The following is a 25,778-nucleotide window of genomic DNA, read 5'->3' on the forward strand; positions in this document are numbered from 1 at the left end:
TTACGGCCAACGCCGGGCGGAATCCACCCTTACGCCCGTTCCAGCACCAGTGCGCTCCAGCTTCCGTCGCGACGGGTATCGACCAGCTTGAGGCCGTGCGGGCGGTAGTAGCTGAGCACCAGGATTTCCTGCCAATGCAGCAGGCCCGACAGCACCAGCGTGCCGCCCTTGGCAACGATATGGGAGATCGACGGCGCCAGCCGCGTCAACGGGCCGGCCAGGATGTTGGCGAGAATGAGATCGTAAGGCGCCAGGGTGCGCAGGATCGGATGCATCGGCCCATCGGCGACGACCGACTGGACCAGCGGCCCGACGCCGTTGGCGACCGCGTTCTCGCGCGTCACTTCGATGGCGATCGGATCGATGTCGGAGGCGGTGACGGGTTCGCGCCACAGCTTGGCGGCGCCGATGGCGAGCAGACCGGTGCCGCAGCCGATGTCGAGCACGTTGTCGTAGCGCCGCAGCTTGGCGAGCGCCGAGAGAACCGAAAGGCACAACGCGGTGGTTTCGTGATGGCCGGTGCCGAACGCCTGCCCGGCTTCGATCTTCATCGGAATGACGCCATGCGGCACCTTGCCGGCGTCGTGGGCACCATAGACGAAGAAGCGTCCGGCGCGTACCGGCGGCAGGCCTTCCTGGGAAAGCTTGATCCAATCGGCATCGGGCAGAAGCTGCACATGCACCGCCTTGCCGACGATGCGGCTGAGCAGATCGCCGTCCGGCATCACGTCGTACAGCGCCTCCACCATGCCGTTATCCTTGAACGGGTCCTCCTGGATCAGCACGGCCTGCGGGCTCGGCGGCGCGAGCTCCAACGCCGCCACGATATCGGGCGCATCGATCTTCTTGCAGGGAACGGAGGCTTTCCAGAGGGGGGGCTGCGTGTTCATGGGGCGCATTTACGCCAGCGCCGCCATTTCCTCAAGCTGTGGACTTGGCGCGCCAGAGAAGCCCGCCGAGGACGGCAGCAACGACGAACAGTGCGGGAACATCGCCCGCCAGATGGCCCATGTGGTTCATTCCGCCGGCGGTTCCGAAGGATTGCTGCGTCATGATGGCTCCATGGACGAGGCTCGAAACCGCGGTGAACCAGATCAGGCTTTGATGGGCGAGCGGATCGCGCGCGGCGCGAATGAGAAATACGCCGAGGGTGGCGTAGAGCCCGACGATCATCATGAAATAGTCGGACTCGTAGGGCGCGCCGTGGTGCCAGATCCAGCCCGACGGCCACACCAGCGCGATTGGATAAAAGAGAAGACAGACGACGCCGAAGACAACCAATGCAAGCCGGAGCAGGGACAAGGCGTTCATGACTGGACCCTTATCGATGTGGGTGGCGTGTTACGGAACCTTCTGCAACAGAGAGTCGTGCTGGCCGATGAGGGCCGGATCGCCGATCAGGGCGATGGGCGAAGCCGCCGCATCATAGCGCTGAGTGAAGACGAACGCATCCGCACCCGGCTCGCCGGCGATCACCAGAATGGCATCGAACGGCGTGCCTTCGACGGTGACAGTGCCGTCATACGTCAAGGCATAGGTCGACGTCGTATCGGACTCCCGGGCAAGAAACGCCGCGGCTTGTTCCACCACGTCGTCCTTCGCTGCGAACGCGCGGATATAACAATGCCCGCCGCTCTCGATCAGCACGAACGGCGCAAAATCCGCCGCCCCCTGCCGCGCCGCCAAACCTTGCTCCAGCGCGACCAGCGCGAGGTCGGAGACGGTTTCGGTGATGGTGATATCATCGGCTTCAGGCATCAAGGCTTCTATTTATGCTTTTCACCCAGCAGATAGCATGGATGGCTGGTTTGGGGATGCCTATTCTGGCGCCAATTTCTGGCAAATATATGCTTCGTGAAGCAGAGATAGTTGTCGCCTTTTCGGTGTGAGGCGTCCTTATCGATCTCCTGGTTGTAACTGTCACCTTCGATGTCTCTGAGGATCACGGGCTGCTGCAATACGGGCTTGAGCGATCCGACGCGGAGGTCGAAGACCGAGACCGTCGCAGCGTAGAACCCGCCGCCACCTTCGTTCGTGATCGTGGTCAGCAGGGGCCGTGTCGGATCATCGATCATCGCGAAACGCTGCACGGTTCCGTGATGGACCGTTTCAAACTGGTACGTTGCGGTGATCTTCCATCCGTTGCCGCCTGATGATAGGCGAAACAGGCGGGAGAGCGCGGTACACGAACCCGGCGGATTACCATCGGCAAACTCATACTGAATGAGCGCCAAAAAGTCCGCGCGCGTTCCTGGCCAAGGCAACACTTTAAGCCGAACCTCGCGTCGTGTTCTGACATGGCCGTCGTCACTCAGGAGGTCTGACGCTAGACACTTTTCCATGTCGTCGTTCGGTGCGCCGTCGACACGATAGACCGCAGAGTCCGCCAACGCGTCACGAAACTTGAATCTATCAATATTGCCGCTGCGATCGATGTGCTTGTTGGCTAGCAAGGAAATCGTGGTGTGCGGGAATATTGCGTGCAGCAACTCGACGTCGCTCGGCTTTGCCTGTGCAGAGGTCAGCTCCACCAGCCCAGCGAGTGTGCATGTCAATAAACGACAGGATCTCATCGGCCCCCCCGAAGTTTTGAAACGCTATCCCCTCGTCACGAACTGGTCGATCACCTTCTTCTCGCCGGCCTTGTCGAAATTCACCGTCAGCTTGTTGCCTTCGACGCCGGTGACGCGGCCGTAGCCGAATTTCTGGTGGAAGACGCGGTCGCCGCGCGCGTATTGCGAGGCGCTGGGATCGCTGGTCTGCACGCTCCAGGCTTGCGCTTCGATCAGCGGCGGGCGGGTGCGGCGGTAACCGGCATCCTTGTTGGCCTGGGCGCGCTTCCAGCCGGGGCTTTCATAAGTCGACGCGAAGCCGCTCATGTTATCGCGGAAGCCGGCGTTGCCGCCGTAGAAGCCTTCGTCGACCGTGGTCTCGACATGCTGTTCCGGCAGCTCGTTGATGAAGCGGCTGGGCAGCGCGCTTTGCCAGCTTCCGTGCACGCGCCGGTTGGCGGCGAAGAAAATCCGCGCCCGCTTCTTGGCGCGCGTCAGGCCGACATAGGCAAGGCGGCGTTCCTCTTCGAGACCGGCGAGGCCGTTCTCATCCATGGTGCGCTGGCTCGGGAACAAGCCTTCTTCCCAGCCGGGCAGGAACACGGTGTCGAATTCGAGACCCTTGGCGGCGTGCAGGGTCATCAGGTTCAGCTTGTCGTCGGTCTCGTTCTGCTCGACATCCATCACCAACTGCACATGTTCGAGGAACCCGGCGAGGGACTCGAACTGCTCCATCGAGCGCACCAGTTCCTTCAGGTTGTCGAGCCGCCCCGGCGCTTCCGCCGATTTGTCGGCCTTCAGCATGTCGGTATAGCCGCACTCGTCCAAGATCATTTCGGCGAGTTCGGTGTGCGGCAGGTGACGCGAGACATCGCTCCAACGCGCGAAACTGGCGGCGAGTTCGTTCAACGCCTTCTTCGCCTTGGGCGGCAGTTCGTCGGTCTCGACGATCTCGCGCGCGGCGGCGAGCAGCGGCAGATGGCGCCCGCGGGCGAAGGTATGCAGCGTCTGCACACTGGCATCGCCGATGCCGCGCTTGGGCTTGTTGACGATGCGCTCGAAGGCGAGATCGTCGTCGGGCTGGGCGGTGAGGCGCAAATACGCCATGGCATCGCGGATTTCGGCGCGTTCGTAGAAGCGCGGACCGCCGATGACGCGATAAGGCAGGCCGAGCGCGATGAAGCGGTCTTCGAATTCGCGCATCTGGAACGAGGCGCGCACCAGAATCGCCATGGCGGAGTAGGCATGGCCCTGGCGATGCAGATCCTCGGCGGTGGCGGAGACGTTGCGGGCCTCTTCCTCGCCGTCCCACACGCCTTGCACCTTGATCTTCTCGCCGGGATCGCCTTCGGTCCACAGCGTCTTGCCGAGGCGGCCTTTGTTGGCTTCGATCAGGCCCGAAGCGGCGCCCAGGATCGACGGCGTCGAGCGGTAATTGCGTTCGAGGCGGATCACCTTGGCGCCGGGGAAATCGCGTTCGAAGCGCAGGATGTTTTCGACTTCGGCGCCGCGCCAGGCGTAAATCGACTGATCGTCGTCGCCGACCACGCAGACGTTATGGCGTCCGCTTTCCTTGGCGCCGCCGCCCAAAAGCTTCAGCCACAGATACTGCACCACGTTGGTGTCCTGGTATTCGTCGACCAGGATGTAGCGGAAGCGGTCGCGGTAATCGGCGAGCACGTCGGGATGTTCGCGCAGGATCGACAGCGTATCGAGCAACAGATCGCCGAAATCGCAGGCGTTGAGCGATTTCAGCCGCTCCTGATACATCGCATAAAGCGTGCGGCCCTTGCCGTTGGCAAAGCCGTGCGCCTCGCCGTCGGGCACGTCGTCGGGCTTGAGGCCCTTGTTCTTCCAGCCGTCGATCATGGCGGCGAGCGTGCGGGCCGGCCAGCGCTTCTCGTCGATGTTCTCGGTTTCGAGCAACTGCTTCATCAGCCGGATCTGGTCGTCGGTGTCGATGATAGTGAAGTTCGATTTGCGGCCCGCCAGTTCGGCATGGCGGCGCAGCATGCGGGCGCCGATCGAGTGGAAGGTGCCGAGCCACTGCATGCCTTCGACCACGCCGCCGATCAGCGCGCCGATGCGCTCCTTCATCTCGCGCGCGGCCTTGTTGGTGAAGGTCACCGCCAGGATCTGCGACGGCCACGCCTTGCGCATGTAAAGAATGTGGGCGAGGCGCGTCGTCAGCACGCGCGTCTTGCCGGTGCCGGCGCCGGCCAGCACCAGAACCGGGCCATCGGTGGTCTCGACCGCCTCGCGTTGTTCCTTGTTGAGCCCCTTGAGGTACGGGGGCTCCACTGCCGGAGCGGGCGTCACGGGTTCGTGCCCGAATGCGGAATCGAGCGGGTCTTCGTAATTGCCGATCATGATTCCGGTGTTCTAGCAGGGGCGGCGCGAAAGTTCACGCGTTGTTCTCACCCCGCGACCCCCGGAACTACTCGTCCAGCTTGTGGCCTTCCAGCCGCCGGTTCGTATGGGCGGCCATGATCTTGGCCTTGGTATGGGCGCTCTTGGCGATGCCGTGCTTGGCCCGATTGGCTTCAGCGACGACTTCCTTCTCGTGACGCGCTTTGACTTTGCGCGCTTGGCGGAGATTGACGACGTTGCTCATGCTCACGATTCCATGGCCCGTTTGAACGCCGGCCGCGCGGTGATGCGGTCAGTATACGCCTTCAGGACCGGCGTTTCATGCATCACCTTGAACATCGTGAGATAGTAAATCGCCCCGCCGGTGATGATATCCGCGGCCGAAAAGCGGTTCCCGAGAAGGTATTCGCGGGTCTCCAACGTCTGGTTGAGAAAGGCTTCGACCTCCTCGGCGGGGGCCCAGCCCATGGCGCCGGGAACGTGGGTGACATTCAGCCGCCGCATCATCAGCGAGGGTTCGATCACGCCCGGCCGGTAGGCGAGCCAGGACAGATACTCGCCGCGGTCGGGATCGCCGACTTTGGGCGCCAGACCCTTTTCCGGGAACAGATCCGTCAGATAGAGCGCGATGGCGGCGGTCTCGAACACGTGCTGGCCGTCATGGTCGAGCGCCGGCACCTTGCCGTGCGGATGCGGATTGTGGGCATCGCGGCTGCCGCTGCCGTCGGCGCGGCGGATGTCGACCACCCGCATCTGATAGGACTGGCCCAGTTCCTCGAGCAGCCACACAATGGAACTCGAGCGCGACTTGGGCGCGTGATACAGCGTCAGCATGGCGATCTCTCCAATGGGGCGGGGAGAGGCTAGGGCGCCCGTTTTGCCGCAGCAAGCGCATGAATGCGCAGGGCGCTCGCCAGTGGGCGCATACCTCGCGCAGCGTCAATCTCCCCCACCAGGGCGGCAAGGCTCTTTCCGGCGGCGCGCGCGTCGGCTTCCAGCACCGCCCAGAACTCGTTTTCCAGGGCGACGGAGGTGCGATGGCGCGAGAGCGAGAAGGATCGTTTTTTCAGCATGGCGATTCCCCGGAAGCGGACCCTAGCACGCCGGCCGCGATTTCCCGCTTCCCTTCCGCAACGGTGCCCCGGTTAGGTTCCGCCCGCGTCTTCGGTTGCAGGATCATGCGAAAACTGTTGTGGGGAGCGATGCTGGCTGTCTTGGCGGTGCCCGCGCACGCGGCGGACGCCGATACGGTCTGCGCCACGCTCTACACTTATCTGGCGGAAGGGGCCCGGCTCAACGGCGCCTCCGGCGCGGCGTTCGAAATGGGCGCGATCAAGGCGCAGCAGGCCCATCTCAATCGCAATCCGACCGAAGACCCGGAGCGCTACACGCTGACGGTGATTGACGGCGCGGCCATCATTCGCGAAGGCATGGCGCAAGGCACCATCACCGACGGCACGGTGCAGCTCACCGCGACACGCTGCAACAACCACTATTTCCCCGGCGTGGGACAGCAGTTGGCGTTCCCCGACGATTGGTGGGCCGACCAGCGTTGATCAAGCTGCCATCCTTCTGAGCCACAGGAACGGGCGACCGTCGATGGCGGCAAGCCCCAGCGCGATCACCGCCATGCCGGCCAGATCGGTCGGCGCCACGGTTTCGCCGAGAAACACCGTGCCGAGGAACAAGCCGCTCACCGGAATGAGGAAGGTGACGAGCGAAATATTGGTCGCGCCGGCCTTGTTCAGGATGTGGAAGAAAATGAGATAGGCGAGCACGGTCGAGACCACAGCGATACCGATAAGAGCGCTCCACACATGCCAATCCGGCATCGGCAGCGTCCAGGGATGCTCGAACAGGAAGGCCAACGGCGCCACCAGAATGGTCGCGGCCGTCAACTGCGCCGTCACCACCACGAACAGCGAGCGGTGGGAAAAGCGTTTGCCGTAAACGCCGCCGAAACCGTAGGACACCGTCGAGCCGAGGCAGGCAAGCTCGCCGACGATGCTGTTGCCGCCGAGCGCGCTCGGTCCCATCAGGATGGTGACGCCGGCAAGTCCGCACGCCACCCCGGCCGCCTTGTTCCAGGAGAACTTCTCGTTATAGGTCCAGAAATGGGCGACGATGACGGTGAAGATCGGCGTCATGGCGTTGATGATCGACGCCAGTCCCGACGAGATGGTCTGCTCGCCGTAGGCGAACAGGCTGAACGGGATCACGTTCGACAGCAGCGCCAGGAGGAAATAGGGGCCCCATTCGCGCAACGCCGGGAGCTTCTCGCCGCGCACGGCGAGGAACAAGTTCATGATGACGGCGGCGATGCCCATGCGGCCGAGCACGATGGTGAACGGGCCCAGCGCCGTCACCAGCACTTTGTAGAAGAAGAACGAGGCGCCCCAGAAGAAACTGAGCACCAGGAACAGCGCCCATTCGCGGCGTCCCATCGTAGCGGCCGTCATTCGCGTATCCGTTTTCTGCTGCGTCCGAGACATACCCGCAGGGCGCTGTCTCGTGCAGCCCGATCCTTGCGGCGGACGGCGGCGGGCGCCAGCGATCCCGGCGCATAGCACCTATGCCGCGCTCAAGCGCGTACGGGACGGAAATCCAGGGTGCGAAGGTCGCGCGCCAGCGATTTGGCGCAGCATTTCGGCCGCATCAAAAGCCGCGGCCGCTTGAGGTTTTTCACCGCGCCCGCGACGGCAACGGCGTTGCGGCCTTCGTGGCCGACGGCATCGAGCAGGCGAACCTGACGCCAGGTGCGCTGCATCATCCGCGCGATGCGGTCGGGCGTGCCGTCGTCGTCGTCGCGGACGATCAGGTTGAGAAGCACAACGCCGCGCAGCTTGAGCCGCGACTTGACGAGATTGAAGAAACGGCGGCTGCGCATGTGACGCGGGATCTCGTTGTCGCAATAGGCGTCGAGCACGACGGCGTCATACTTGTCGCCGGTCTTTTTCAGGAACGCTTCGCCGTCGGCGATATGGCATTCGACGTCGGCAGGCAGATGGAAATAGGTGCTGGCGATCTCGAAGCTGCGTCCGTCGATGTCGACCATCGTCACGCGAACCCCGACGCGCCGGAGCATGGTCGCGAGCGTGCCGCCGCCGCAGCCGATCATCAGGACGTGACGGCTTCCCGCTTGCCGCAGGAAGCCGTACATGGCGTGGATGTAGTCCGCCGTCGAGATGCCGCGGCTGTCGGCGAGGCTGTGATTGTCGTCTTTCTGCCAGAAGGAGACTTTGCCCGAGGCATTGTTGTATTCGACGACGAGCCCGTGGTCCGCCGTCGCGGACGTCTTCTTGCGTGGCATGGCGGAACTATTTCGGCGCGATCCTGTTTTCCGGGTTCACGATACACTCGAATTCTTCCGCTGTGACAAGTACCCTCTTCCGCGCGCCTTTGGCGCGGCGAAAGACGTCTGCTACTTCGGCGCGATCATATCCTCCGGGCGCACGATCGCCTCGAACTCCTCCGCCGTGACGAGCCCCGTCCTGAGGGCTTCCTCTTTCAGCGTGGTGCCGTTCTTGTGGGCGGTCTTGGCGATCTTGGCGGCGGCGTCGTAGCCGATCTTGGGCGCCAGCGCCGTCACCAGCATCAGCGAGCGTTCGAGGCCCGCCTTGATGTTGTCCCGCCTCGGTTCGATGCCCGCCACGCAGTTGTCGGTGAAGCTCACCGCCGCATCGGCCATCAGCCGCACGCTTTGCAGGAAATTGTAGGCCATCACCGGATTGAACACGTTGAGCTCGAAATGGCCCTGGCTGCCCGCGAAGGTAAGCGCAGCGTTGTTGCCGAAGATCTGGATTGAGACCTGGGTCATCGCCTCGCACTGGGTGGGATTGACCTTGCCCGGCATGATCGAGGAGCCCGGCTCGTTCTCCGGCAGCGCCAGTTCGCCGAGGCCCGCGCGCGGTCCCGAACCGAGGAAGCGGATGTCGTTGGCGATCTTGAAGAGGGACGCGGCGACCGTGTTGATGGCGCCGTGGCTCATCACCATGGCGTCGTGGGCTGCGAGCGCCTCGAACTTGTTGGGTGCCGAGGTGAAGGCGAGGCCGGTGATGGCGGCGATCTTTCCGGCCACCAGTTCGGCGAAGCCGACCGGCGCATTGAGGCCGGTGCCGACCGCGGTCCCGCCTTGGGCGAGTTGCATCAGCATCGGCAGGGTCTGTTCGATGCGGGCGATGCCGTTCGTCACCTGCTGGGCGTAGCCGGAAAATTCCTGCCCCAGCGTCAACGGCGTGGCGTCCTGGGTGTGGGTGCGGCCGATCTTGACGATGTCGTGCCAGGCCGCCGCCTTTGCGGCCAGCGCATCGCGCAGCTTGGTGAGGGCGGGCAGCAGCCGGTGGACGATCTCCTCCGCCGCCGCGACATGCATGGCAGTGGGATAGGTGTCGTTCGACGACTGGCTCATATTGACGTGATCGTTGGGATGGACCGGCTTTTTCGAGCCCATCTCGCCGCCCAGCATCTCGATGGCGCGGTTCGAAATCACCTCATTGGCATTCATGTTCGACTGTGTGCCCGAACCGGTCTGCCACACCACCAGCGGAAAATGCGCGTCGAGCTTGCCGTCGATGACCTCTTGCGCGGCCGCGATGATCGCCTTGCCGAGCGCCGGATCGAGACGTCCGAGTTCCATGTTGGTCTCGGCGGCGGCGCGTTTGACGATGCCGAGCGCGCGGATCACCGGCGCCGGCTGTTTCTCCCAGCCGATCTTGAAATTGTTGCGCGAGCGTTCCGCCTGGGCGCCCCAATAGCGGGACGCATCCACGTCGATGGGACCGAAGGTGTCGGTCTCGGTGCGAGTCTTGGTCATGGAACTATTCTAATCGGTGACGAGGCGTTGCCAACACCGATTCATCGGTCCCGGCCTACTTCTTGCGGAACTGATCGAGACTGACGACTTCGCCCGCGCCGGCCGGTTTTTCCGCGGCGGGTTCGCCGGACTCTTCGCCCTCGGACTTCGGCTTGGGCGCCAGAGGCGTCGCTTCGGTCGCGGTATGGGAACCCGCGTCCGCCGGCTTGGCGGGGGCGGATTTGACCTCGGCTTCGGTGGTCTTGAATTCGAGGCCGAACGGCACGCCGGGATCGAAGAATTTGGTCAAGGCCTGGAACGGAATGGACAGGGTCGCCGGCACCTTCTTGAAGGTGAGCGCTACCTCGAACGAATCATCGCCGATCTTCAAACCCCAGAACTGGTGCTGCAGGATGATGGTCATCTCGTCGGGATACTGCTCGGCGAGAAAGCTGGGGATATCGACGCCCGGAAAGCCGGTCTTGAAGGTGAGATAGAAATGGTGCGAGCCGATCAGGCCCTGTTTTTCGATCCGGCGCAGAGCATCGCGCACGACGCCGCGCAGCGCCGCGTCCAGCAAAGCCTGATAGCCGATGTAATCCTTGGTCATTACGCCCTGTCCGGGAAAGAGGGCAGAGACTAGCCGCCGGGCGTGACGAGTCAATGCGGGAGGTTGGTCGGGGGCGCTGGAATCGCCTGTCGATTTGGCGCCTTATGCCGGGCATGCGTCCTGAGACCTCCTTGCGAGACGAGGAGCCGGTCCGTCCGGCCCTGGCCGTGCTCGGCGTTTTCCGTCATCGCAATTTCCGGCTGTTTTTCGCCGGACAGCTTGTCTCGCTGATGGGAACGTGGATGCAGACGGTGGCGCAGGCCTGGCTGGTCTACGCCTTGACGCATTCGCCGCTCCTGCTCGGCCTGACGACGTTCTGTTCCCAGGTGACGGTGTTTTTTCTGGCGCCTTTCGGCGGGCTGGTGGCCGACCGCGTCGACCGGCGCCGTCTGCTGCTCGTCACCCAGTCTGCGGCGATGTTGCAGGCGGCGGTGCTGGCCGGATTGACGCTGGCGGGCGTCGTCCGGGTGTGGGAGATCGTGGCGCTGGCGTTCGGGCTCGGCCTCATCAACGCCTTCGACATGCCGACGCGCCAGGCGATGCTGCTCGACATGGTTGGGACGTCGGATCTGCGCCATGCCATCGCCGTCAACTCGATGATGTTCAATCTCGCCAGAGTGATCGGGCCGTCACTGGCGGGCGCCGTGATCGCCCTGACCGGCGAAGGCTGGTGCTTCGCGCTCAATGCCGTCTCGTTTTCCGCGGTGCTGGCGAGCCTGTGGTTGATGCGGCTCACGCCGCGCCTGCCGCGCCGCCACGACCGCCCGCTCGACGAAATCGCCGAAGGCTACCGCTATTCCTTCCATCACCGGCTGATCCGGGTGTCGCTGTTCCTGATCGCCGCCTCGTCGTGTTTCGGCGCCGCCTATCTGACGCTGATGCCGGCCTTCGCCCGCGACATGCTGCACGGGTCCGCGGCCCATTACGGCGTCCTGATGGCCGCGGTGGGGGCGGGTGCGTTCGTCGGCGCCTACGGGCTGTCGCTGATCAAGGAGCGCTGGCTGGTCGCGGCGCCGGTGATCGCGGGCGCGGTGTTCGGCATCGGGCTGATGGCGTTTTCGCAAAGCCAGGGGCTGTGGCAGGCGGTCGTCGTGCTGGTGCCGACCGCGATGTGCCTGATGATCCAAGGCGGCACCACCAACACCATCATCCAGCTCGCAGCCGGCGAGCGTTTCCGCGGCCGGGTGATCTCGCATTACAGCCAGGCCTTCATCGGCATGATGCCGTGGGGCGCCTTGATCCTCGGTGCGCTCGCCGACCGCTTCGGCGTACGCGAGGCGATCCTGTGGGGCGGCTCGGTGGTGCTGGCCAGTTCCACCCTCGGCTGGCTGATGCGCCGCGGGCAGGTGTGGAAGTTAGAGAATCTGAGGACAAAGGAATGACCGTTCCTCCCTCGCGGAGCACTGTTGGTGGCTTCGCATGTTGGGCGAGCAGCGGCGAGATGGAGGGAGAAGCGGGACGTGCTTCTGTTGCCCGGTGCACGTCCCAAAACCGCGCTTGTCTAACTAGAAGTTAGGCAGCGAGGGCCATTTCATTGTCGTTGGCACCTATACAGACAGCCCGATAACGGCGGATACCATACCGAGCGAAAGGTCAACCTTTACACGTCTGTCGATCCTATTTCGCCCCCACATGCCCCTTCGAAAAGGGCTCCCGCTTCTAGCCGGGAGGAAGTGGTGGAGGCGCCGGGTACCGCCCCCGGGTCCAGTCCGCTTATTACGAAGCCGTTTATCGCCGTAGTCCGGCCGAAGCCGGACAGTGCTAATATAGGGGGTGGCGTGGCCAATTTGAAGGGCGGGGGCGGACGTGCGCACAATCATTGTTGCGGCCATTTTCTTTCTGCTTGGGACACCGGCATTTGCCCAGGAATTGACTCCGGACGAGGTTGCTGCGGAAACGGCAAAGGCCAACGCCTGGGAAGCCCACCGCAACGCGGTTAAGATTCCCGCCCAGCTGTTCCCTGGCGCGGCCGAGGTGCGCCTTTATACCTGCGCGTGCGGGTTCGATATCCTAATCACCCGAGACGGTCCCAAGCTGCGCCGTGAGCTGCCGACCAACGTAGCGGTGTTGACGGCTGCGGAAGTCGCGACGTTGCGCCGGTCGGTGTTCCGCGCACCCGAACCGTATGTCGTCAACGGGTGCATCATGATCCCCAAGCACGCCTTTCTGTTCTACGACAAGGTTGGAAAGCTGCTGGGCGGCTTTCTGCTCAATACAGACTCGGGTTATGCCAAACTCCTTCCCGATCAAAAGCCGCCGCACAATTTTACCGCTGTGATGATGGATTTCCCGAAGATCGCAGCAATCATCCAGGCGCACGGGGCACCCATCCATCTCAAAGATGCGCGTTCCTGCCCGGTGCGGTAACCCGCCCGACTGCGGGGCGGCCTTGACTGCCAATCTTATTGTAGTTACAATTAAATGAGGATCGAATTCGATCCCGCCAAAAGCGAGAAGAATGCGCGTGTGTTCCGTTCACCATGGTGGAAGGGTTCGCCTGGGAAACCGCGCAGGTTGCGGAAGATATGCGTTTTGCCTACCCCGAACGCCGCTTTGTAGCGTTGGGGTTTCTTGGTGAAAGGCTGCATGTCCTCTGTTTCACGCCGGTCCCAGAGGGCATTCGGGTCATCAGTTTTCGCAAAGCCAATAAGCGCGAGGTGCGCCGATATGAGCAAGAAAAAGCCGCTGACCGATAAAGATGGCGAAGTGCGCGAGCTGACGACGGCTGACATCCGCGCCATGCGGCCGATGGCGGAGGTGTTGCCGTCTGATCTGGTTGAAATCATCCGCAAGCGCGGCGAACGTGGGCCGCAAAAGGCGCCGACCAAGCAGCAGGTCACGCTGCGTCTCGACCGCGACGTGGTGGAACGGTTCAAGGCAACCGGGCCGGGCTGGCAGAGCCGGATCAACAACGCCCTGCGCAAAGCGCGCGTAGGCTAGGGACACGAATCCCGGTATAGCGAGTTCCATGCGACAGTATCTCGACCTTCTCGACCGCGTGCTGAAAACGGGTGTCCAAAAGGGCGACCGGACCGGCACCGGCACGCTTTCCGTGTTCGGCCACCAGATGCGCTTCGACCTCTCGGAAGGATTTCCGGTGGTCACCACCAAGAAGCTGCATCTCAAATCGATCATCTACGAGCTTCTGTGGTTCCTGCGCGGCGACACCAACATCAAATGGCTCAACGAGCACGGGGTCTCGATCTGGGACGAATGGGCCGACAAGAACGGCGAACTGGGCCCGGTCTACGGCCATCAGTGGCGGGCCTGGCCGCGCGACCATTCCGGCACGCTCGATCAGATTTCGACGGTCGTGAACGACATCAAGACCAATCCGGATTCGCGCCGGCTGATCGTCACCGCCTGGAACCCGGCCGACATTCCGCGGCAGGCGCTGCCGCCGTGCCACTGCCTGTTCCAGTTCTATGTCGCCGACGGCAAGCTATCCTGTCAGATGTATCAGCGCTCCGCCGACATCTTCCTCGGGGTGCCGTTCAACATCGCGAGCTATGCGCTGCTCACGATGATGATGGCGCAGGTCACCGGCCTCAAACCCGGCGAGTTCATTCATTCGCTTGGCGATGCGCACCTCTATTCGAACCACATCGAGCAGGCCAAACTGCAGCTTTCGCGCGAGCCCTATCCGCTGCCGGCGATGCGGATCAATCCCGAGGTGAAGGACATCTTCCGCTTCACCTATGAGGATTTCACGCTGGAAAATTACCAGTCGCATCCGCACATCAAGGCGGCGGTGGCGGTGTGATTTTCTGCCCCCGCTTCTTCAGCGGGGGAAGTGTCCGCGCAGCGGACGAACGGCGCGCGCGCAGCGCTAGTCGAAGAGCCCGTACTGCGTCCGGACGATTTCGCCGTTGGTGCGGTCGACCAGAAGCGCGTCGGGACCGCTGCGCACCCACACTTTGTCGGGCGGCGGTGTCGTCAAGCCGTAAAGGCCGAAGCGCGCGATCCGCAGATCGGGGCCGTAATAAAGCGGCGGCAGGTGTTCGCCGGTGGTCCAGCGGCGATACTGGTATCCGGCCGGCGGCGTCCACGGGGCCATGTGAAAGCGGCGTCCGGCTGCGAAATTGCCGCGCTCTTCGCCGAAATGGCTGTTGTCGCCATCGGGCCGGTTGGGGCCGACGCTTTCGATCTCGCCGTTGCGGTTCATGCCGAGATGATTGGGCATGATGCCGGGAGAACTGTGGCGATTGGGCCCACCGATCTGCGGACCGGAATTGCCGGAAAATCCCGCTCTCGGCGGCGGCGCCGGCGGATTGCCGTGTTCTTGGGCAGCGCTTTGCGCTTCGGCGGCGCCGAAAATCAGCAATGCGCCGGCCAGTGCTGCGAAAATGGCGTTCATGCGAACACTCCTTGCCCAATAAAACGGCCCGGCCGGGGGCGCCGTTCCGCTTCCGCGCTTCGCATCGGGAGTGTGGCCGCTTTCTTGGCAAGCCGGAATAGCCAACTTATGATGACGTCCGAAAGGAATTCCAATGCTTGCCATCCGCTCCGCTGTGCCCGGCGACGAAGCCCTTGTGCTCTCTTTCATCCGGGCGCTCGCCGAATACGAAAAGCTGCTCGATCGCGTTGTGGCGACGAAGGAAACCGTACACGAAGCGTTGTTCGGACCGACGCCGCGACTTTTCTGCGATATCGCCGAATGGGACGGCCAGCCGGCGGGCTTCACCGTGTGGTTCTACAACTATTCGACCTTTCTGGCCCGCCACGGGCTTTATATCGAAGACCTGTTCGTCAAGCCCGAGTACCGCAACAAAGGCATCGGCAAGGCGCTGCTGGTGAACCACGCGGCGCGCGCGGTCGCCGAAGGCTGCGGCCGCCTCGAATGGATGGTGCTCGATTGGAACAGCCTCGCCATCGAATTCTACGAAACCCTCGGGGCGCGCGAAGTGGACGGCTGGTCCGTCTACCGCGTCCAAGGCGAGGCGCTGGCGAAACTGGCGGCCTCGTGACGGCTCGCAGGTACTAGTTTTCTTTCCGCTGCGTCCCGGCGCGTCAGCTTTGCACAAAGTACACTTGCTCCCGGCCCACGCCGGCGGCTCACTGGCCCGGTACCTGAGTCTGGGGCAGTCGATGTCGTTCAAATCCGTGCTGGTTCTTCTGTACGCCGTGGTGACCATGGGCGCGGCCGCCGATCCGGTCGACGACGCCATGGCGAAGTTCATGGCACCCGCCCATATCCCCGGCGCTGCGGTCGCAGTCGTCGAGAAGGGCAAGCTCACCAAGCTCGCGGCGTACGGCACGGCCGATCTCGAATGGGACGGCAAGGTCACGCCCGATACGCCGTTCCAGCTTGCCTCGGTGTCGAAAATCTTCGCCGGTGTTGTGCTGATGCGAATGGTCGAGCAGGGCAAGCTTTCGCTGTCCGATCCGCTCACCAAGTATTTCCCGCAAGCGCCGGAAAGCTGGAAGGCGATTACCATCCGCCATCTGGCCGGACACATGTCGGGGCTGCCGGAAGGCCTCGGACAATCCACCAATGCGACGCCGCTCGAGGTGGCTTCCGAAGCGATGAAACGCCCGCTTGCCTACGCGCCCGGCTCGAAATCGCAATACGGATTCACCGATTTCGTGGTGATGACGGCAATCCTGGAGAAGGTCTCGGGCCTTTCCTACACCGCATTGCTGCAACGCGAGGTGCTCGATCCGCTCGGTCTCAAGCATACCGGCTTCACCATGGCGCGCGAGGACGGCCCGATCCGGTCCACCGGACTCATCCCCGGCCGGGCGAAGGTTTACGCTTGGCGGGCGCCGGTCCAGCGCGACGAGGCCTTCCTTTACCCCGTGCATGCCTACGCTGCCGGCGGGCTCTACAGTTCGGCCCGCGATATGGCGACGCTGATGACGGCGCTGACGCATGGCGGCTTTCTGAAGCCCGAAAGCTTCGCGCTTCTCACCCACCCGATCCGCCTCAACGACGGCAGGAATGGCGAGTTCGGTGTCGGCTGGACGTTCGGTCGCTATCACGGGCTCGAAACGGTCGGCCATACCGGCGGGCCCGGTCTCGGCGACGTGATGTACATCCCATCGGCCGATTTGGTGGTGATCGCGCTCACCAACCAGCGCCGGTTTGTGCCGCTCTTGTCCCAGGCGATTGCCGATCTGAAGCTGCCGCCGTCCCCCGTGCAGCCCGCTATTGCCGACAGCCACCCCGAGTTCACAGCCGACTTCACGGCCCAGCTCGCCGCCGCGCGCGACGGCAAACTCGATGAAGCGCGGTTTACCGCCGAGGGCGCACGCGATTGGCTGCCGTTCTACAAGGAATTCGGGCAGGCGATGCTGGAGGCGGTGGGGCCGGTAAGCAAGGCGGAACTGCTGTCCGAGAGAGCCAAGGACAGCGGCGGCCTGCGGCGGCTTTACCGCGTTGTGTTCGCGCGCAAAACCATGCTGATGGTAGCTTCGACTGACGGCAATGGGCGCTATACTGCGATCGTGCCCTTGTCGGGAGATGATACCGAGAGGTGATCCGTGGCCCAGGCTCCCATCGTTCTCGTTCTTGCCCGCGCCGAAAACGGCGTCATCGGTGCGGACGGCCGTCTGCCGTGGGGCCGCCTCGAAGGCGACCTGCCGCGCTTCAAAGAGCTCACCATGGGCAAGCCCTGCATCATGGGGCGCAAGACCTGGGACAGTCTGCCGTTCAAGCCGCTGGTCGGGCGGACCAATATCGTGGTGACCCGCAACCGTTTTTTCGCTGCCGAAGGGGCGGTAGTGGCGACCAATATCGAAAAGGCGCTGCGGCGGGCCGACGAAGAGATGCCGGAGGCGATCATGGTCATCGGCGGCGCCGAGATCTTCGCCCAAGCCCTGCCGTTCGCTGACAAAATCGAGCTGACCGTAGTGTACGGTACACCACAGGGCGATGTCGTGATGCCGGATTTCCCGCCCGGAAAATGGCGCCAGACGGCCAGCATCGAGGCCGGCTCAACCCACCGTTACGTCACTCTCGAACGGCGTTCCGTCTAACCCCTATTCGTGAGACGCAAGTCATCGTAAGACTCCCACACCAATAAATTGGGGGAAACGAAACCATGCGTATCAGCCTCGTTGCTTTATCGGCATTGTTTCTGGCGTCGGCAGCATTCGCCGCCAGCGAAGACGAACTCATGGCCTCGCGTTATGGCAATACACTGGTGATCAAAGACACGCTCGGCACCTCGCGCGTCTACTACAACAAGGACCATACCTTCCTGGCGGCGAGCTGGCTCGGCGACGTGAAGGGCGAGTGGCGGCTCGAGAACGGCAAGATGTGCCTTTACGCCAAAGATTATCCGATGCTCTATCGGCTGAAGTACAAGATCCCCGAATGCGACGACATTTCGGTCAAGAAGGTCGGCGACTCGTGGGACGAAAACGGCCGCCACTACGAATTGGTGCAAGGCATCCAGAAATAGCTGTCATCCCGGGCGCGCCACGACGATGTCAACGTCTGGCGCGTCGGCGCGACCCGGGAACCACTCCGAAATTTGGATTGTGTCTGAGTAGCTCCCGGCTCTACGCGCCCAGCGCTTCGCGCTGAGCGCTTGGCCGGGATGACACGCGGTGTTTATGCCGGCGGCGCGAGGTCGAATTCGATCGTCACCCGCGTGCCGTTGCCGTCGAAGCGGTGTTCGCCGCGCGGCAGCCATGACGGATGCAGGATGATCATGCCCGAAGCGGGGCGGATGGCTTCGACTTGTCCGGCGGTGAGGCCGTTGGGCACGCGGAAGCCGAACTGCGGCGCCAGCATCGCCGGCAATACGCCGCGCGGATCGGCCAGCTCCGCTTCGCCGCCGAGCGATTCATCGTCCTGCTTCATATAGCCGTCGTCGACGTAATAGACGCCCGACCAATACCAGCCCGGACGTGCGGCGCGTTCGAGATATTCGCCTTTGTTGCGGATCGCGGCGGCGGCCTGGATCTTCCAGTCGAGCACGACGCGGGTGCCGTTGCGCATCGCGGTCACGCTGTCGGCGAGTTCGCGCAACACCCGGAACAGGGTCTGCACGCTGCCGCCGCCCCAGGCTTCGAAATCATAGGCGGAACGCCAGCCCTGATGGTGATTGTTGTTCGCCGGTGCGGTTTCGAGCTTGGCGTGATCGAGGATCAGCGGCCTCAGCTCGGTGTTGAATTCCTGCGCCACCGGCAAGTAATGCACGCACACCGGCGTCGCGAACATGCTGCGGATCTGCGGCTTGGGAGCGACCATGGATGAAATTAAATCCTGATTATTCGATCACGATACTCGGCGCGGGACGCTGCGGCTCGCCGATTTTCGCCGCCACCTGTTCGGCAATCAATAGAAAAGCGCGCGCTTCGGGGGTGTCGGGTGCGGCTGCGACGATCGGTGTCCCGGCGTCCGAGGTCAGCCGAATGGCGGTATTTAAGGGAATCTCGCCCAGGAACGGTTCGCCGAGCCGGGCGGCGGTCTCGCGTGCGCCACCATGTCCGAAGATGTGGCTTTCGTGTCCGCAATTGGGACAGATGAAGGTCGACATGTTCTCGACGATGCCGAGCACCGGCACCTGGGTCTTGCGGAACATGGCAATGCCGCGCCGCGCGTCGGCCAGCGCCACGTCCTGCGGCGTCGACACGATCACCGCACCCTTCAGAGGCACGCGCTGGGCAATGGTCAGCTGCACGTCGCCGGTGCCGGGCGGCATGTCGATCACCAGGACGTCGAGCGGCGCCCACAATCCGTCGTTGATCATCTGGACGAGGGCGCTCTGCACCATCGGTCCGCGCCAGATGGTGGCTTCGTCGTCGGCGAGGAAAAGGCCGATCGAGATCGCCTTGATGCCGTATTTCTGCAGCGGGATGAACTTGCCGTTTTCGCCGAGCGGGCGCTCGGTGAGGCCGAGCATTTTCGGCACGCTGGGGCCGTAGATATCGGCATCGAGCAGGCCGACCTTGAGACCGAGCTTGGACAAAGCGAGCGCAAGGTTGACCGCGACGGTCGACTTGCCGACGCCGCCTTTGCCGCTCGCCACCGCGATGACGGCCTTGACGCCGTCGATGCCGGCGGGCGGCGGCGGGGCTTTGCGGGCCGGGCGCGGCGAGGCCGCCGGTTCGCTGTGTGCGGTGAGCACCGAAGTGACCGACAACACGCCCGGCACCTTCTTTACGGCTTCGTCGCATTCGAGCCGCAACGGTTCGGCCGTGGCGCCGCGGGCGGGATCGACTTCGAGCACGAACCCGACATGGCCTTCGCGCACGACGAGGCCTTCGATCATGTCCTCGTGCACGACACTGCGTCCGCTGACCGGATCGATCACGGAATCGAGGGCTTTAAGAATGTCTTCGCGGTTCACTGCCATAAATTTGCGCCTTTTGCCGGATGCTCATATAACCGCAACGCCAGGAATGACAAGGAATCAAGGCCCGTGCCGTGGATGAATGAGAACGGCGGCGGTCAGCCGAAGGGACCCTGGGGGCAAAGCCGTAAACCCGCGCCGCCAAAGCCCCCCACCGGCATGCGTCCGCCCGATTTCGAGTCGCTCCTGCGCAAATGGCGGGAGGATCTGCAACGCTACCTCCCGGCGGGATTTCTCGGCAAACGCGGCGCCTGGGCGGTGGGAACTTTCGCGCTGGCGATCTGGCTGGCGCTCGGCTTCTACACCGTCAACGACAACGAGCAGGGTGTGGTCCTGCGTTTCGGCGCGTTCGTGAAACACACCGGACCGGGCACCTATTGGCATCTGCCGTGGCCGTTCGAGACCGCCTACACGCCGAATGTGAAGAAGCCGAACCAGCTCGATATCGGTTTCAAGCCGCCGGCCGAGGCGGGCGGCCAGCGCGAGGACATCCAGGACGAGAGCTACATGCTGACCGGCGACGACAACATCGCCGCGGTGCAGTTCTCGGTGTTCTGGCGCATCAAGGATGCCAACGCCTATCTCTTCAACGTCGATCGCGGCAAGTCGGACGATACCGTGAAAGCGGTCGCCGAAAGCGCCATGCGCGAAGTGGTGGGGCAGGAGCGCCTCGACGCCATCATGACCTCGCACCGCGAACAGATCCAGGATCGGGTCCAGCGCGGCATGCAGTCGATCCTCGACACCTACAACGCGGGCATCGAAGTGGTCAGCGTCAAGATGCTGGGCGTCGATACGCCGTCGCAGGTGCGCGCCGCCAATGCCGACGTGCAGAAAGCGGTCGCCGACAAGGACAAGAAGCGCAACGACGCCGAGGTCTATGCCGCCACCGCGGTGCCGGAAGCGAAAGGCGAAGCCGCCCGCATCGTCAAGGAGGCCGAGGCCTACAAACAGCAGGCCATCGTGCTCGGCGAAGGCGAGGCCAAGCGCTTCACCGCCGTGTATCAGGAATACAAAAAGGCACCGGATGTGACACGGCGCCGGATTTATCTCGAGACCATGACGACGGTGCTGAAGCCGCTCAACAAGATCATCATCGACGACGAAGCCAAGGGTGTCACCCTGCAAATTCCGCCGTCGTCCGCACCGAAACCTGCGCCTGCCCGAGCCGGCAAACCGGGAGGCGCCAAGAAATGAACCGCGTTCTCGGCCTCAGCCTTGCCATCGTGGTGCTGCTTCTCACCGGCCTGATGGTGTCGTGCGTCTACACCGTGTCGCAGACCCAGCAGGTGGCCCTGGTCGAATTCGGGGCGCCGATCGGCGTCGTCACCGAGCCCGGCCTGCATTTCAAGTCGCCGCTGCAGAAGGCGCTGTTCTTCGACCGCCGGCTGCTCGACCTCGAAACCCAGAATGAAGACATCTTCACCCAGGATCACAAGCACGTTGCCGTCGACGTGTTCGTGCGCTGGCGCATCGTCAGTCCGCTGTTGTTCTCGGCCCAGCCCGATTTCAACATCGCGGCCGACAATCTGAAGTCGATTTTGTCGTCGAACCTGCGCAGCGTGCTCGGCACCCAAAGCCTGACGGCGCTGCTGTCGGAACGGCGTTCGGCCCTGATGGCCCAGATCCGCGACCGCATGAATGCCGATGCCCGCCAGTTCGGAGTCCAGATCGTCGACGTCCGCATCCGCCGCGCCAGCCTGCCGGCCGAGGCGAGCGAGGTGATCTACCAGCGCATGAAAAAGGAGCGCGAGCGCCAAGCCTCCACCTACCGGGCCGAAGGCGACGCCGAGGCGCAGGAAATCCGCGCCAGCGCCGATCGCGATGCCACCGTCATCAAGGCCGGGGCGCTGGCGGAGGCCGCCCGGATCAAAGGCGAAGGCGATGCCGTCAAGACGGCGAAGACCGCCGCCGCGGCCAAGCTGGACCCAGGTTTTTATGCTTTCTGGCGGTCCATGCTGGCCTATCAGGACACGCTGGGGTCGAACACCACGGTGGTCCTGTCGCCCAAAAGCGAGTTCCTGAAATACATGGACGACGGCGCCTCCAAGAAGAAATAGCCGTCCGCCCCGCCCGTGTTCAAAACGGCACGACTCACGTATGAGGCGTGGTGCCGCGCCGGGGGGCGCCGCAAACACGCCTATAAGTACCGCGTGTCGTGGACTGTGCGAGGGGCAGCATGGACAAGGCCGAGATCTACCGCAAACTCGAAGACGAGGCGCGCAATCGCGCGGCCGGCGAACGCAATCCGATCGCCAATGCCGCCAATTTTGCCGCCCTGATGTGGGAATACCTGCCCGACATCAACTGGGCCGGGTTCTATTTCCGCAAAGGGCGCTGGCTGGTCTTGGGCCCGTTCATGGGCAAGCCGGCCTGTACCCGCCTGCAGGTCGGGCTTGGGGTCTGCGGCACCGCGGTGGCGGAAGGCAAGACGCTGGTCGTGCCGGACGTGCACCAGTTCGCCGGGCATGTCGCCTGCGATGCCGCCTCCAATTCCGAGCTGGTGGTGCCGCTGTTCAAGTATTCGACCATCATCGGCGTCATCGACATCGACAGCCCCAGTTTCGGCCGTTTCGACGAAGTCGACGCCAAAGCCATCGAATCCCTGGGACGGCTGTTCATGCTGCGCAGCGACGACGTTTCCTGAAAATAGTCCTATCCCGGCCCGTGGTGAGTCCGGCACAGCACGCTGAAGATTATTTCACGCAAGCGTTCATCACGCCTCTTTGCTTCCCATCGTGCCCGCATATGCTGTAGGCATCCCGTTGCAGTCAGGGGCTTTTGGCCGATGTCTTGGCGTTCGCCGGTAGTTGCCGCGTTTTGCGCTGTTTTACTGATGATTCCGGCTCTCGCGCGGCCGGCGCCGGATAGTTTCGCCGATCTTTCGGCGCGTCTGTTGCCGACCGTCGTCAACATCTCGACCAGCCAGACGCTGAAGCCGAGCCAGCGCAATCTCATCCCCGACGTGCCGCCCGGCTCGCCGGTCGAGGATCTCATCAAGAAATGGTTCGGGCCGCGCTCGAGCCTGCCGCGCCATGTCTCGTCGCTGGGGTCGGGCTTCATCATCGACCCGAGCGGACTGGTGGTGACCAACAATCACGTCATCGACGACGCCGACCAGATCACGGTCACCCTCAACGACGGCACCTCCTTGCCCGCCAAGGTCATCGGCCGCGACGACAAGACCGATCTCGCCCTGCTCAAGATCAACCCGCGCCATCCGCTACCGGCCGCCCATCTCGGCGATTCCGATAAGGCGCGCATCGGCGATTGGGTGATCGCCATCGGCAATCCGTTCGGTCTCGGTTCGACGGTGACCGCCGGCATCGTGTCGGCGCGCAACCGCAACATCGACGCCGGGCCGTATGACGAGTTCCTGCAGACCGACGCGCCGATCAACCGCGGCAATTCCGGCGGGCCGCTGTTCGACATGAACGGCACCGTGGTCGGGATCAATTCGGCGATCTATTCGCCGTCGGGCGGCTCGGTCGGCATCGGTTTCGCCATTCCCTCCAATCTGGCGCGCGACATTCTCGGCCAGTTGCGCGCCTTCGGTCAGGTCCGTCGCGGCTGGGTCGGCGTGAACATCCAGCCGGTGACGCCCGATCTCGCCGAAGGTCTCGGACTGCCGGGCCCGGTGGGTGCCCTGGTCGGCAACGTGACGCCGAACGGTCCGGCGGCGAAGGCCGGCATCCGCACCCGCGATGTGATCGTCGGCTTCGACGGCAGGAAAATCCCCGATGCCCGCGAGCTATCGCGGGTCGCCGCCTCGACCCCGATCGGCAAGACGGTCAACGTCGAAGTCCTGCGCGGCCGCCAGCATTTGAATTTGCGCCTGACGGTGCAGCGCCTCGCCGATCCGCCGAAACAGCAGAAATCGGCGCCGCCCAAGCGCAAGACGTCGCAACTCGGCCTCGGTCTCGCGCCGATGAATGCCGCCGTGCGCAACCAGTTCCAGGTGCCCGGCGGAGTGTCCGGCGTGGTGGTAACCGACGTCGATCCCGACAGCGCGGCCTACGAGAAGAACATGCACGCCGGCGACGTCATCGTGGCGGTGCAGGATCAGCCGGTGAAAACGCCGAGCGACGTGCAGCAGCGCATTGCCGCCGATCTCAAGGCCGGCCGTCATGTCGAAGTGCTCTTGGTGAGCCGCGCCGGTTCGCTGCAATACGTGGCGCTGCGGTTCTAGCTTACAGCTTATACACCGGCGGTTCCGGCTTGGGCGGCGGCGGGGTGACGATCTCGCCTTCGCAATAGCCTTGCAGATACAGCACCGCCTTCAGGTCGTTGTGCGCGATCGACGTGCCGGCCGCTTCCGCCACCAGCGGCTTGGCGTGGAAGGCGATGCCGAGACCGCCGTTCTCGCCGGCATAGCGGATCATGGCGAGATCGTTGGCGCCGTCGCCGATAGCGATCGCGGCGGCGGGTGCGAATTCCTGCTCGGCCAGTGCGCGCTTCAGCGCCTCGAGCTTGGCTTCGCGCCCCAGGATCGGCTCGCCGACCGTGCCGGACAGCACTTTGCCGTCGTCATGCAGCGTGTTTGACTGATGCTCGTCGAAGCCCGCCGCGTCTTTCACGCGTCCGGTGAACCAGGTGAAGCCGCCGGAAACCAGCAGCGTCCTGGCGCCGTTCGCCTTCATGGTGGCGACGAGTTCGCGCGCGCCGCCGATCAGCTTCACTTTCTCGCGATAGACCTCTTCCAGCGCCGTGACCGGCAGGCCTTTCAAGAGCGCCACCCGTTCGCGCAAGGCGCCTTCGAAGGCGATCTCGCCCCGCATGGCGCGCTCGGTGATGGCGGCGATCTTCGGTCCGATCCCCGCAATGGCCGCCAGTTCGTCGAGGCATTCGCAACTGACGATGGTCGATTCCATGTCGGAAACGAGGAGTTTCTTGCGCCGGCCTTGGCAGGCCACGACATTGATGTCGGCCTTGAGTTCGGTGGCGAGGTCGCCCGCTGCCGCCCGTGCCGTCTTCAGCACCGCCGCGGGATCGCCGTCGAAGCCGATGTCGAAGGCGCGACCTTCCGCCAGCCAGGCCAGTTCGCCGAACGAGCGCAACCGCGCTGCCAACCGGCCGGCGTCCTGTGCGATAACGTTCAGGACATGGGAGAATCGCATTGAGTGCCTCGTTTAATGCCGTGCTTATTGCAGGCCCGACCGCCAGCGGCAAGTCGGCGGCCGCGCTGACGCTGGCCGAAGAATTGAACGGCATCGTCATCAATGCCGATTCCATGCAGGTCTATCGCGAGGTGCGCATCCTGTCGGCGCGGCCGTCCGAGGCCGACGTCGCGCGGGCGCCGCATCTGCTTTACGGCCATGTCGGCGCGGCGGAGCGCTATTCGGTCGGGCGCTATCAGATCGACGCCGCCGCCGCCCTGGCGAAGGCGCAGGCCGAGAACCGCCTGCCGATCTTCGTCGGCGGCACCGGGCTTTATTTCGCCGCCCTGACCGACGGCCTTGCTGCGATTCCGTCCGTGCCGGTCGACATCCGTGAAGCGGCGCGGGTGCGGCTGGCCGCGCTGGGCGTGGCCAGTCTTCACGCCGAACTGATGGTGCGCGATCCGCTGACTGCGGCGGGGTTGCGTTCCTCCGATCCGCAACGGGTGTTGCGCGCCTGGGAGGTGTTCGAAGCGACCGGCCGTCCGCTGGCGAGCTGGCAGAAAGAGGCGGGGACGCCGGTTCTTGCCGGCCTCAAGCTTGCCCGCTTCGTGCTCGATCTCGACCGCGCCGACTTGCGCGAGCGCATCCGGGTCCGCTTCCTCAAGATGCTGGAAGAGGGGGCGGCGGCGGAAGCGGCGGCGCTGGCGGGTCTCGACCCCACCCTGCCGGCGGCAAAAATCCTGGGATTGCGGCAGCTTACGGCGCTTGCCACGGGCGAGATCGAGGCCGAGGATGCGATCACCCTGGCGGTCACCGCCACCCGCCAGTTCGCCAAGCGTCAGGTGACCTGGTTCCGCCACCGGATGGCGGACTGGGAGTGGCTCTCAGTGGACGATTCCAGAAACATTGTGTCCCGCATGCGACATGTTTCCTCCTAAAATTGCTTGACGGCGCCCTTGCCGCTCCATAGTTTGCAGCCACCGCAAAGGAATACCCCCTGTGTTTAAACGGATGGTACTGCTTATTAGGAAGCCGCGCTCCGGCTGGGTT

At 63.8% G+C, this 25,778-nt stretch carries 30 protein-coding genes, 1 other RNA gene and 1 pseudogene; 15 read left to right on the forward strand and 17 right to left on the reverse strand.

The window, feature by feature from the left end; genetic code table 11:
• Window positions 1-29: 29 nt before the first annotated feature.
• From FHS84_RS09375 to FHS84_RS09410, 8 genes are all read right to left on the reverse strand, one after another.
• Window positions 30-890, reverse strand: coding sequence for a 50S ribosomal protein L11 methyltransferase (locus FHS84_RS09375; RefSeq protein WP_166933343.1), 861 nt, complete (start codon window positions 888-890; stop codon window positions 30-32).
• A 31-nt stretch (window positions 891-921) separates the two neighbouring features.
• Window positions 922-1,311, reverse strand: coding sequence for a DUF6632 domain-containing protein (locus FHS84_RS09380; protein ID WP_166933345.1), 390 nt, complete (start codon window positions 1,309-1,311; stop codon window positions 922-924).
• Between the two features lie 30 nt (window positions 1,312-1,341).
• A complete protein-coding gene (locus tag FHS84_RS09385) occupies window positions 1,342-1,758 on the reverse strand; it encodes a hypothetical protein (protein WP_166933347.1) in 417 nt (138 codons plus the stop codon).
• A gap of 8 nt (window positions 1,759-1,766) precedes the next feature.
• The gene (locus FHS84_RS09390) at window positions 1,767-2,573 is read right to left on the reverse strand and encodes a hypothetical protein (RefSeq protein WP_166933349.1); all 807 of its coding nucleotides are present in this window, start codon (window positions 2,571-2,573) and stop codon (window positions 1,767-1,769) included.
• 24 nt (window positions 2,574-2,597) lie between these two features.
• Complete coding sequence (locus FHS84_RS09395; RefSeq protein ID WP_166933351.1) at window positions 2,598-4,922, reverse strand: UvrD-helicase domain-containing protein; 2,325 nt, start codon at window positions 4,920-4,922, stop codon at window positions 2,598-2,600.
• Between the two features lie 67 nt (window positions 4,923-4,989).
• Window positions 4,990-5,166, reverse strand: coding sequence for a DUF4169 family protein (locus FHS84_RS09400; RefSeq protein ID WP_166933353.1), 177 nt, complete (start codon window positions 5,164-5,166; stop codon window positions 4,990-4,992).
• 2 nt (window positions 5,167-5,168) lie between these two features.
• Complete coding sequence (locus tag FHS84_RS09405) at window positions 5,169-5,756, reverse strand: glutathione S-transferase family protein (protein WP_166933355.1); 588 nt, start codon at window positions 5,754-5,756, stop codon at window positions 5,169-5,171.
• A gap of 29 nt (window positions 5,757-5,785) precedes the next feature.
• On the reverse strand, window positions 5,786-5,995 hold the full coding sequence (locus FHS84_RS09410; protein WP_166933357.1) for a ribbon-helix-helix domain-containing protein: 210 nt from the start codon (window positions 5,993-5,995) through the stop codon (window positions 5,786-5,788).
• Between the two features lie 105 nt (window positions 5,996-6,100).
• On the opposite strand from FHS84_RS09410, the gene FHS84_RS09415 reads away from it, so the two are divergent.
• The gene (locus FHS84_RS09415; RefSeq protein ID WP_166933359.1) at window positions 6,101-6,478 is read left to right on the forward strand and encodes a hypothetical protein; all 378 of its coding nucleotides are present in this window, start codon (window positions 6,101-6,103) and stop codon (window positions 6,476-6,478) included.
• On the opposite strand, the gene FHS84_RS09420 is transcribed toward FHS84_RS09415, so the two are convergent.
• From FHS84_RS09420 to FHS84_RS09435, 4 genes are all read right to left on the reverse strand, one after another.
• Window positions 6,479-7,381: a DMT family transporter gene (locus FHS84_RS09420; RefSeq protein ID WP_208393781.1), complete on the reverse strand. Its 903-nt coding sequence runs from the start codon at window positions 7,379-7,381 to the stop codon at window positions 6,479-6,481.
• 122 nt (window positions 7,382-7,503) lie between these two features.
• Window positions 7,504-8,232, reverse strand: a complete 729-nt coding sequence (locus tag FHS84_RS09425; RefSeq protein ID WP_166933361.1) for a spermidine synthase — start codon at window positions 8,230-8,232, stop codon at window positions 7,504-7,506.
• A 111-nt stretch (window positions 8,233-8,343) separates the two neighbouring features.
• On the reverse strand, window positions 8,344-9,735 hold the full coding sequence (gene fumC, locus FHS84_RS09430; protein ID WP_166933363.1) for a class II fumarate hydratase: 1,392 nt from the start codon (window positions 9,733-9,735) through the stop codon (window positions 8,344-8,346).
• Window positions 9,736-9,790: 55 nt separating this feature from the next.
• Window positions 9,791-10,324, reverse strand: coding sequence for an SspB family protein (locus tag FHS84_RS09435; RefSeq protein ID WP_166933365.1), 534 nt, complete (start codon window positions 10,322-10,324; stop codon window positions 9,791-9,793).
• A gap of 131 nt (window positions 10,325-10,455) precedes the next feature.
• Between FHS84_RS09435 and FHS84_RS09440 the strand changes: the two genes are divergently transcribed.
• Window positions 10,456-11,706, forward strand: a complete 1,251-nt coding sequence (locus FHS84_RS09440) for an MFS transporter (protein WP_166933367.1) — start codon at window positions 10,456-10,458, stop codon at window positions 11,704-11,706.
• Window positions 11,707-11,779: 73 nt separating this feature from the next.
• Here the strand turns inward: FHS84_RS09440 and ssrA are convergent.
• Window positions 11,780-12,120, reverse strand: a transfer-messenger RNA (tmRNA) gene (ssrA, locus tag FHS84_RS09445).
• Between the two features lie 10 nt (window positions 12,121-12,130).
• On the opposite strand from ssrA, the gene FHS84_RS09450 reads away from it, so the two are divergent.
• The 4 genes and pseudogenes from FHS84_RS09450 (at window position 12,131) to FHS84_RS09465 (ending at window position 14,087) form a co-directional block, all read left to right on the forward strand.
• Window positions 12,131-12,691, forward strand: a complete 561-nt coding sequence (locus FHS84_RS09450; protein WP_166933369.1) for a hypothetical protein — start codon at window positions 12,131-12,133, stop codon at window positions 12,689-12,691.
• A gap of 54 nt (window positions 12,692-12,745) precedes the next feature.
• Window positions 12,746-13,020 (forward strand): annotated as a pseudogene (locus tag FHS84_RS23065) (BrnT family toxin).
• Window positions 12,992-13,264, forward strand: coding sequence for a BrnA antitoxin family protein (locus FHS84_RS09460; protein ID WP_166933373.1), 273 nt, complete (start codon window positions 12,992-12,994; stop codon window positions 13,262-13,264). The pseudogene FHS84_RS23065 and the gene FHS84_RS09460 overlap by 29 nt, the downstream one beginning before the upstream one ends.
• A 28-nt stretch (window positions 13,265-13,292) precedes the next feature.
• Window positions 13,293-14,087, forward strand: coding sequence for a thymidylate synthase (locus tag FHS84_RS09465; RefSeq protein WP_166933375.1), 795 nt, complete (start codon window positions 13,293-13,295; stop codon window positions 14,085-14,087).
• 66 nt (window positions 14,088-14,153) lie between these two features.
• On the opposite strand, the gene FHS84_RS09470 is transcribed toward FHS84_RS09465, so the two are convergent.
• Window positions 14,154-14,681, reverse strand: coding sequence for an RcnB family protein (locus FHS84_RS09470; RefSeq protein ID WP_166933377.1), 528 nt, complete (start codon window positions 14,679-14,681; stop codon window positions 14,154-14,156).
• A 133-nt stretch (window positions 14,682-14,814) separates the two neighbouring features.
• Between FHS84_RS09470 and FHS84_RS09475 the strand changes: the two genes are divergently transcribed.
• The 4 genes from FHS84_RS09475 to FHS84_RS09490 all read left to right on the forward strand — a co-directional run bounded on the left by FHS84_RS09475 (window position 14,815) and on the right by FHS84_RS09490 (window position 17,730).
• The gene (locus FHS84_RS09475) at window positions 14,815-15,291 is read left to right on the forward strand and encodes a GNAT family N-acetyltransferase (protein WP_166933379.1); all 477 of its coding nucleotides are present in this window, start codon (window positions 14,815-14,817) and stop codon (window positions 15,289-15,291) included.
• Window positions 15,292-15,412: 121 nt separating this feature from the next.
• Complete coding sequence (locus FHS84_RS09480) at window positions 15,413-16,804, forward strand: serine hydrolase domain-containing protein (RefSeq protein WP_166933381.1); 1,392 nt, start codon at window positions 15,413-15,415, stop codon at window positions 16,802-16,804.
• A 3-nt stretch (window positions 16,805-16,807) separates the two neighbouring features.
• Window positions 16,808-17,302 (forward strand): dihydrofolate reductase, encoded by a 495-nt coding sequence (locus tag FHS84_RS09485; RefSeq protein WP_166933383.1) that lies wholly within the window; start codon window positions 16,808-16,810, stop codon window positions 17,300-17,302.
• Between the two features lie 65 nt (window positions 17,303-17,367).
• Window positions 17,368-17,730 (forward strand): hypothetical protein, encoded by a 363-nt coding sequence (locus tag FHS84_RS09490; RefSeq protein ID WP_166933385.1) that lies wholly within the window; start codon window positions 17,368-17,370, stop codon window positions 17,728-17,730.
• 152 nt (window positions 17,731-17,882) lie between these two features.
• On the opposite strand, the gene FHS84_RS09495 is transcribed toward FHS84_RS09490, so the two are convergent.
• Both FHS84_RS09495 and FHS84_RS09500 read right to left on the reverse strand, forming a co-directional pair.
• Entirely contained in the window at window positions 17,883-18,524 is a 642-nt protein-coding gene (locus tag FHS84_RS09495) for a putative 2OG-Fe(II) oxygenase (RefSeq protein ID WP_166933387.1), read from the reverse strand.
• Between the two features lie 19 nt (window positions 18,525-18,543).
• On the reverse strand, window positions 18,544-19,632 hold the full coding sequence (locus FHS84_RS09500; RefSeq protein ID WP_166933389.1) for an Mrp/NBP35 family ATP-binding protein: 1,089 nt from the start codon (window positions 19,630-19,632) through the stop codon (window positions 18,544-18,546).
• A gap of 75 nt (window positions 19,633-19,707) precedes the next feature.
• On the opposite strand from FHS84_RS09500, the gene hflK reads away from it, so the two are divergent.
• From hflK to FHS84_RS09520, 4 genes are all read left to right on the forward strand, one after another.
• A complete protein-coding gene (gene hflK, locus FHS84_RS09505; RefSeq protein ID WP_243850897.1) occupies window positions 19,708-20,826 on the forward strand; it encodes an FtsH protease activity modulator HflK in 1,119 nt (372 codons plus the stop codon).
• On the forward strand, window positions 20,823-21,689 hold the full coding sequence (hflC, locus tag FHS84_RS09510) for a protease modulator HflC (RefSeq protein WP_166933392.1): 867 nt from the start codon (window positions 20,823-20,825) through the stop codon (window positions 21,687-21,689). Before hflK ends, hflC begins: the two co-directional genes overlap by 4 nt.
• A 119-nt stretch (window positions 21,690-21,808) precedes the next feature.
• Window positions 21,809-22,276, forward strand: a complete 468-nt coding sequence (locus FHS84_RS09515) for a GAF domain-containing protein (RefSeq protein ID WP_166933394.1) — start codon at window positions 21,809-21,811, stop codon at window positions 22,274-22,276.
• Window positions 22,277-22,465: 189 nt separating this feature from the next.
• A complete protein-coding gene (locus tag FHS84_RS09520) occupies window positions 22,466-23,818 on the forward strand; it encodes a Do family serine endopeptidase (RefSeq protein ID WP_166933397.1) in 1,353 nt (450 codons plus the stop codon).
• Window position 23,819: 1 nt separating this feature from the next.
• On the opposite strand, the gene serB is transcribed toward FHS84_RS09520, so the two are convergent.
• Entirely contained in the window at window positions 23,820-24,746 is a 927-nt protein-coding gene (gene serB, locus FHS84_RS09525; RefSeq protein WP_166933399.1) for a phosphoserine phosphatase SerB, read from the reverse strand.
• Between serB and miaA the strand changes: the two genes are divergently transcribed.
• Window positions 24,746-25,666: a tRNA (adenosine(37)-N6)-dimethylallyltransferase MiaA gene (gene miaA / locus FHS84_RS09530; RefSeq protein ID WP_208393782.1), complete on the forward strand. Its 921-nt coding sequence runs from the start codon at window positions 24,746-24,748 to the stop codon at window positions 25,664-25,666. The two genes, serB and miaA, sit on opposite strands and share 1 nt — an antisense overlap.
• Window positions 25,667-25,778: the final 112 nt, after the last annotated feature.

Origin of the sequence: Rhizomicrobium electricum (assembly GCF_011762045.1) — a bacterium.
Lineage (GTDB): Bacteria > Pseudomonadota > Alphaproteobacteria > Micropepsales > Micropepsaceae > Rhizomicrobium > Rhizomicrobium electricum.

Excerpts from the sequence above, each read along its gene's own strand:
- FHS84_RS09375 (WP_166933343.1), bottom strand. The coding sequence starts at position 890 with ATGAACACGCAGCCCCCCCTCTGGAAAGCCTCCGTTCCCTGCAAGAAG.
- FHS84_RS09380 (WP_166933345.1), bottom strand. The coding sequence starts at position 1,311 with ATGAACGCCTTGTCCCTGCTCCGGCTTGCATTGGTTGTCTTCGGCGTC.
- FHS84_RS09385 (WP_166933347.1), bottom strand. The coding sequence starts at position 1,758 with ATGCCTGAAGCCGATGATATCACCATCACCGAAACCGTCTCCGACCTC.
- FHS84_RS09390 (WP_166933349.1), bottom strand. The coding sequence starts at position 2,573 with ATGAGATCCTGTCGTTTATTGACATGCACACTCGCTGGGCTGGTGGAG.
- FHS84_RS09395 (WP_166933351.1), bottom strand. The coding sequence starts at position 4,922 with ATGATCGGCAATTACGAAGACCCGCTCGATTCCGCATTCGGGCACGAA.
- FHS84_RS09400 (WP_166933353.1), bottom strand. The coding sequence starts at position 5,166 with ATGAGCAACGTCGTCAATCTCCGCCAAGCGCGCAAAGTCAAAGCGCGT.
- FHS84_RS09405 (WP_166933355.1), bottom strand. The coding sequence starts at position 5,756 with ATGCTGACGCTGTATCACGCGCCCAAGTCGCGCTCGAGTTCCATTGTG.
- FHS84_RS09410 (WP_166933357.1), bottom strand. The coding sequence starts at position 5,995 with ATGCTGAAAAAACGATCCTTCTCGCTCTCGCGCCATCGCACCTCCGTC.
- FHS84_RS09415 (WP_166933359.1), top strand. The coding sequence starts at position 6,101 with ATGCGAAAACTGTTGTGGGGAGCGATGCTGGCTGTCTTGGCGGTGCCC.
- FHS84_RS09420 (WP_208393781.1), bottom strand. The coding sequence starts at position 7,381 with ATGACGGCCGCTACGATGGGACGCCGCGAATGGGCGCTGTTCCTGGTG.
- FHS84_RS09425 (WP_166933361.1), bottom strand. The coding sequence starts at position 8,232 with ATGCCACGCAAGAAGACGTCCGCGACGGCGGACCACGGGCTCGTCGTC.
- fumC (WP_166933363.1), bottom strand. The coding sequence starts at position 9,735 with ATGACCAAGACTCGCACCGAGACCGACACCTTCGGTCCCATCGACGTG.
- FHS84_RS09435 (WP_166933365.1), bottom strand. The coding sequence starts at position 10,324 with ATGACCAAGGATTACATCGGCTATCAGGCTTTGCTGGACGCGGCGCTG.
- FHS84_RS09460 (WP_166933373.1), top strand. The coding sequence starts at position 12,992 with ATGAGCAAGAAAAAGCCGCTGACCGATAAAGATGGCGAAGTGCGCGAG.
- FHS84_RS09465 (WP_166933375.1), top strand. The coding sequence starts at position 13,293 with ATGCGACAGTATCTCGACCTTCTCGACCGCGTGCTGAAAACGGGTGTC.
- FHS84_RS09470 (WP_166933377.1), bottom strand. The coding sequence starts at position 14,681 with ATGAACGCCATTTTCGCAGCACTGGCCGGCGCATTGCTGATTTTCGGC.
- FHS84_RS09475 (WP_166933379.1), top strand. The coding sequence starts at position 14,815 with ATGCTTGCCATCCGCTCCGCTGTGCCCGGCGACGAAGCCCTTGTGCTC.
- FHS84_RS09480 (WP_166933381.1), top strand. The coding sequence starts at position 15,413 with ATGTCGTTCAAATCCGTGCTGGTTCTTCTGTACGCCGTGGTGACCATG.
- FHS84_RS09490 (WP_166933385.1), top strand. The coding sequence starts at position 17,368 with ATGCGTATCAGCCTCGTTGCTTTATCGGCATTGTTTCTGGCGTCGGCA.
- FHS84_RS09495 (WP_166933387.1), bottom strand. The coding sequence starts at position 18,524 with ATGGTCGCTCCCAAGCCGCAGATCCGCAGCATGTTCGCGACGCCGGTG.
- FHS84_RS09500 (WP_166933389.1), bottom strand. The coding sequence starts at position 19,632 with ATGGCAGTGAACCGCGAAGACATTCTTAAAGCCCTCGATTCCGTGATC.
- hflK (WP_243850897.1), top strand. The coding sequence starts at position 19,708 with ATGAATGAGAACGGCGGCGGTCAGCCGAAGGGACCCTGGGGGCAAAGC.
- hflC (WP_166933392.1), top strand. The coding sequence starts at position 20,823 with ATGAACCGCGTTCTCGGCCTCAGCCTTGCCATCGTGGTGCTGCTTCTC.
- FHS84_RS09515 (WP_166933394.1), top strand. The coding sequence starts at position 21,809 with ATGGACAAGGCCGAGATCTACCGCAAACTCGAAGACGAGGCGCGCAAT.
- FHS84_RS09520 (WP_166933397.1), top strand. The coding sequence starts at position 22,466 with ATGATTCCGGCTCTCGCGCGGCCGGCGCCGGATAGTTTCGCCGATCTT.
- serB (WP_166933399.1), bottom strand. The coding sequence starts at position 24,746 with ATGCGATTCTCCCATGTCCTGAACGTTATCGCACAGGACGCCGGCCGG.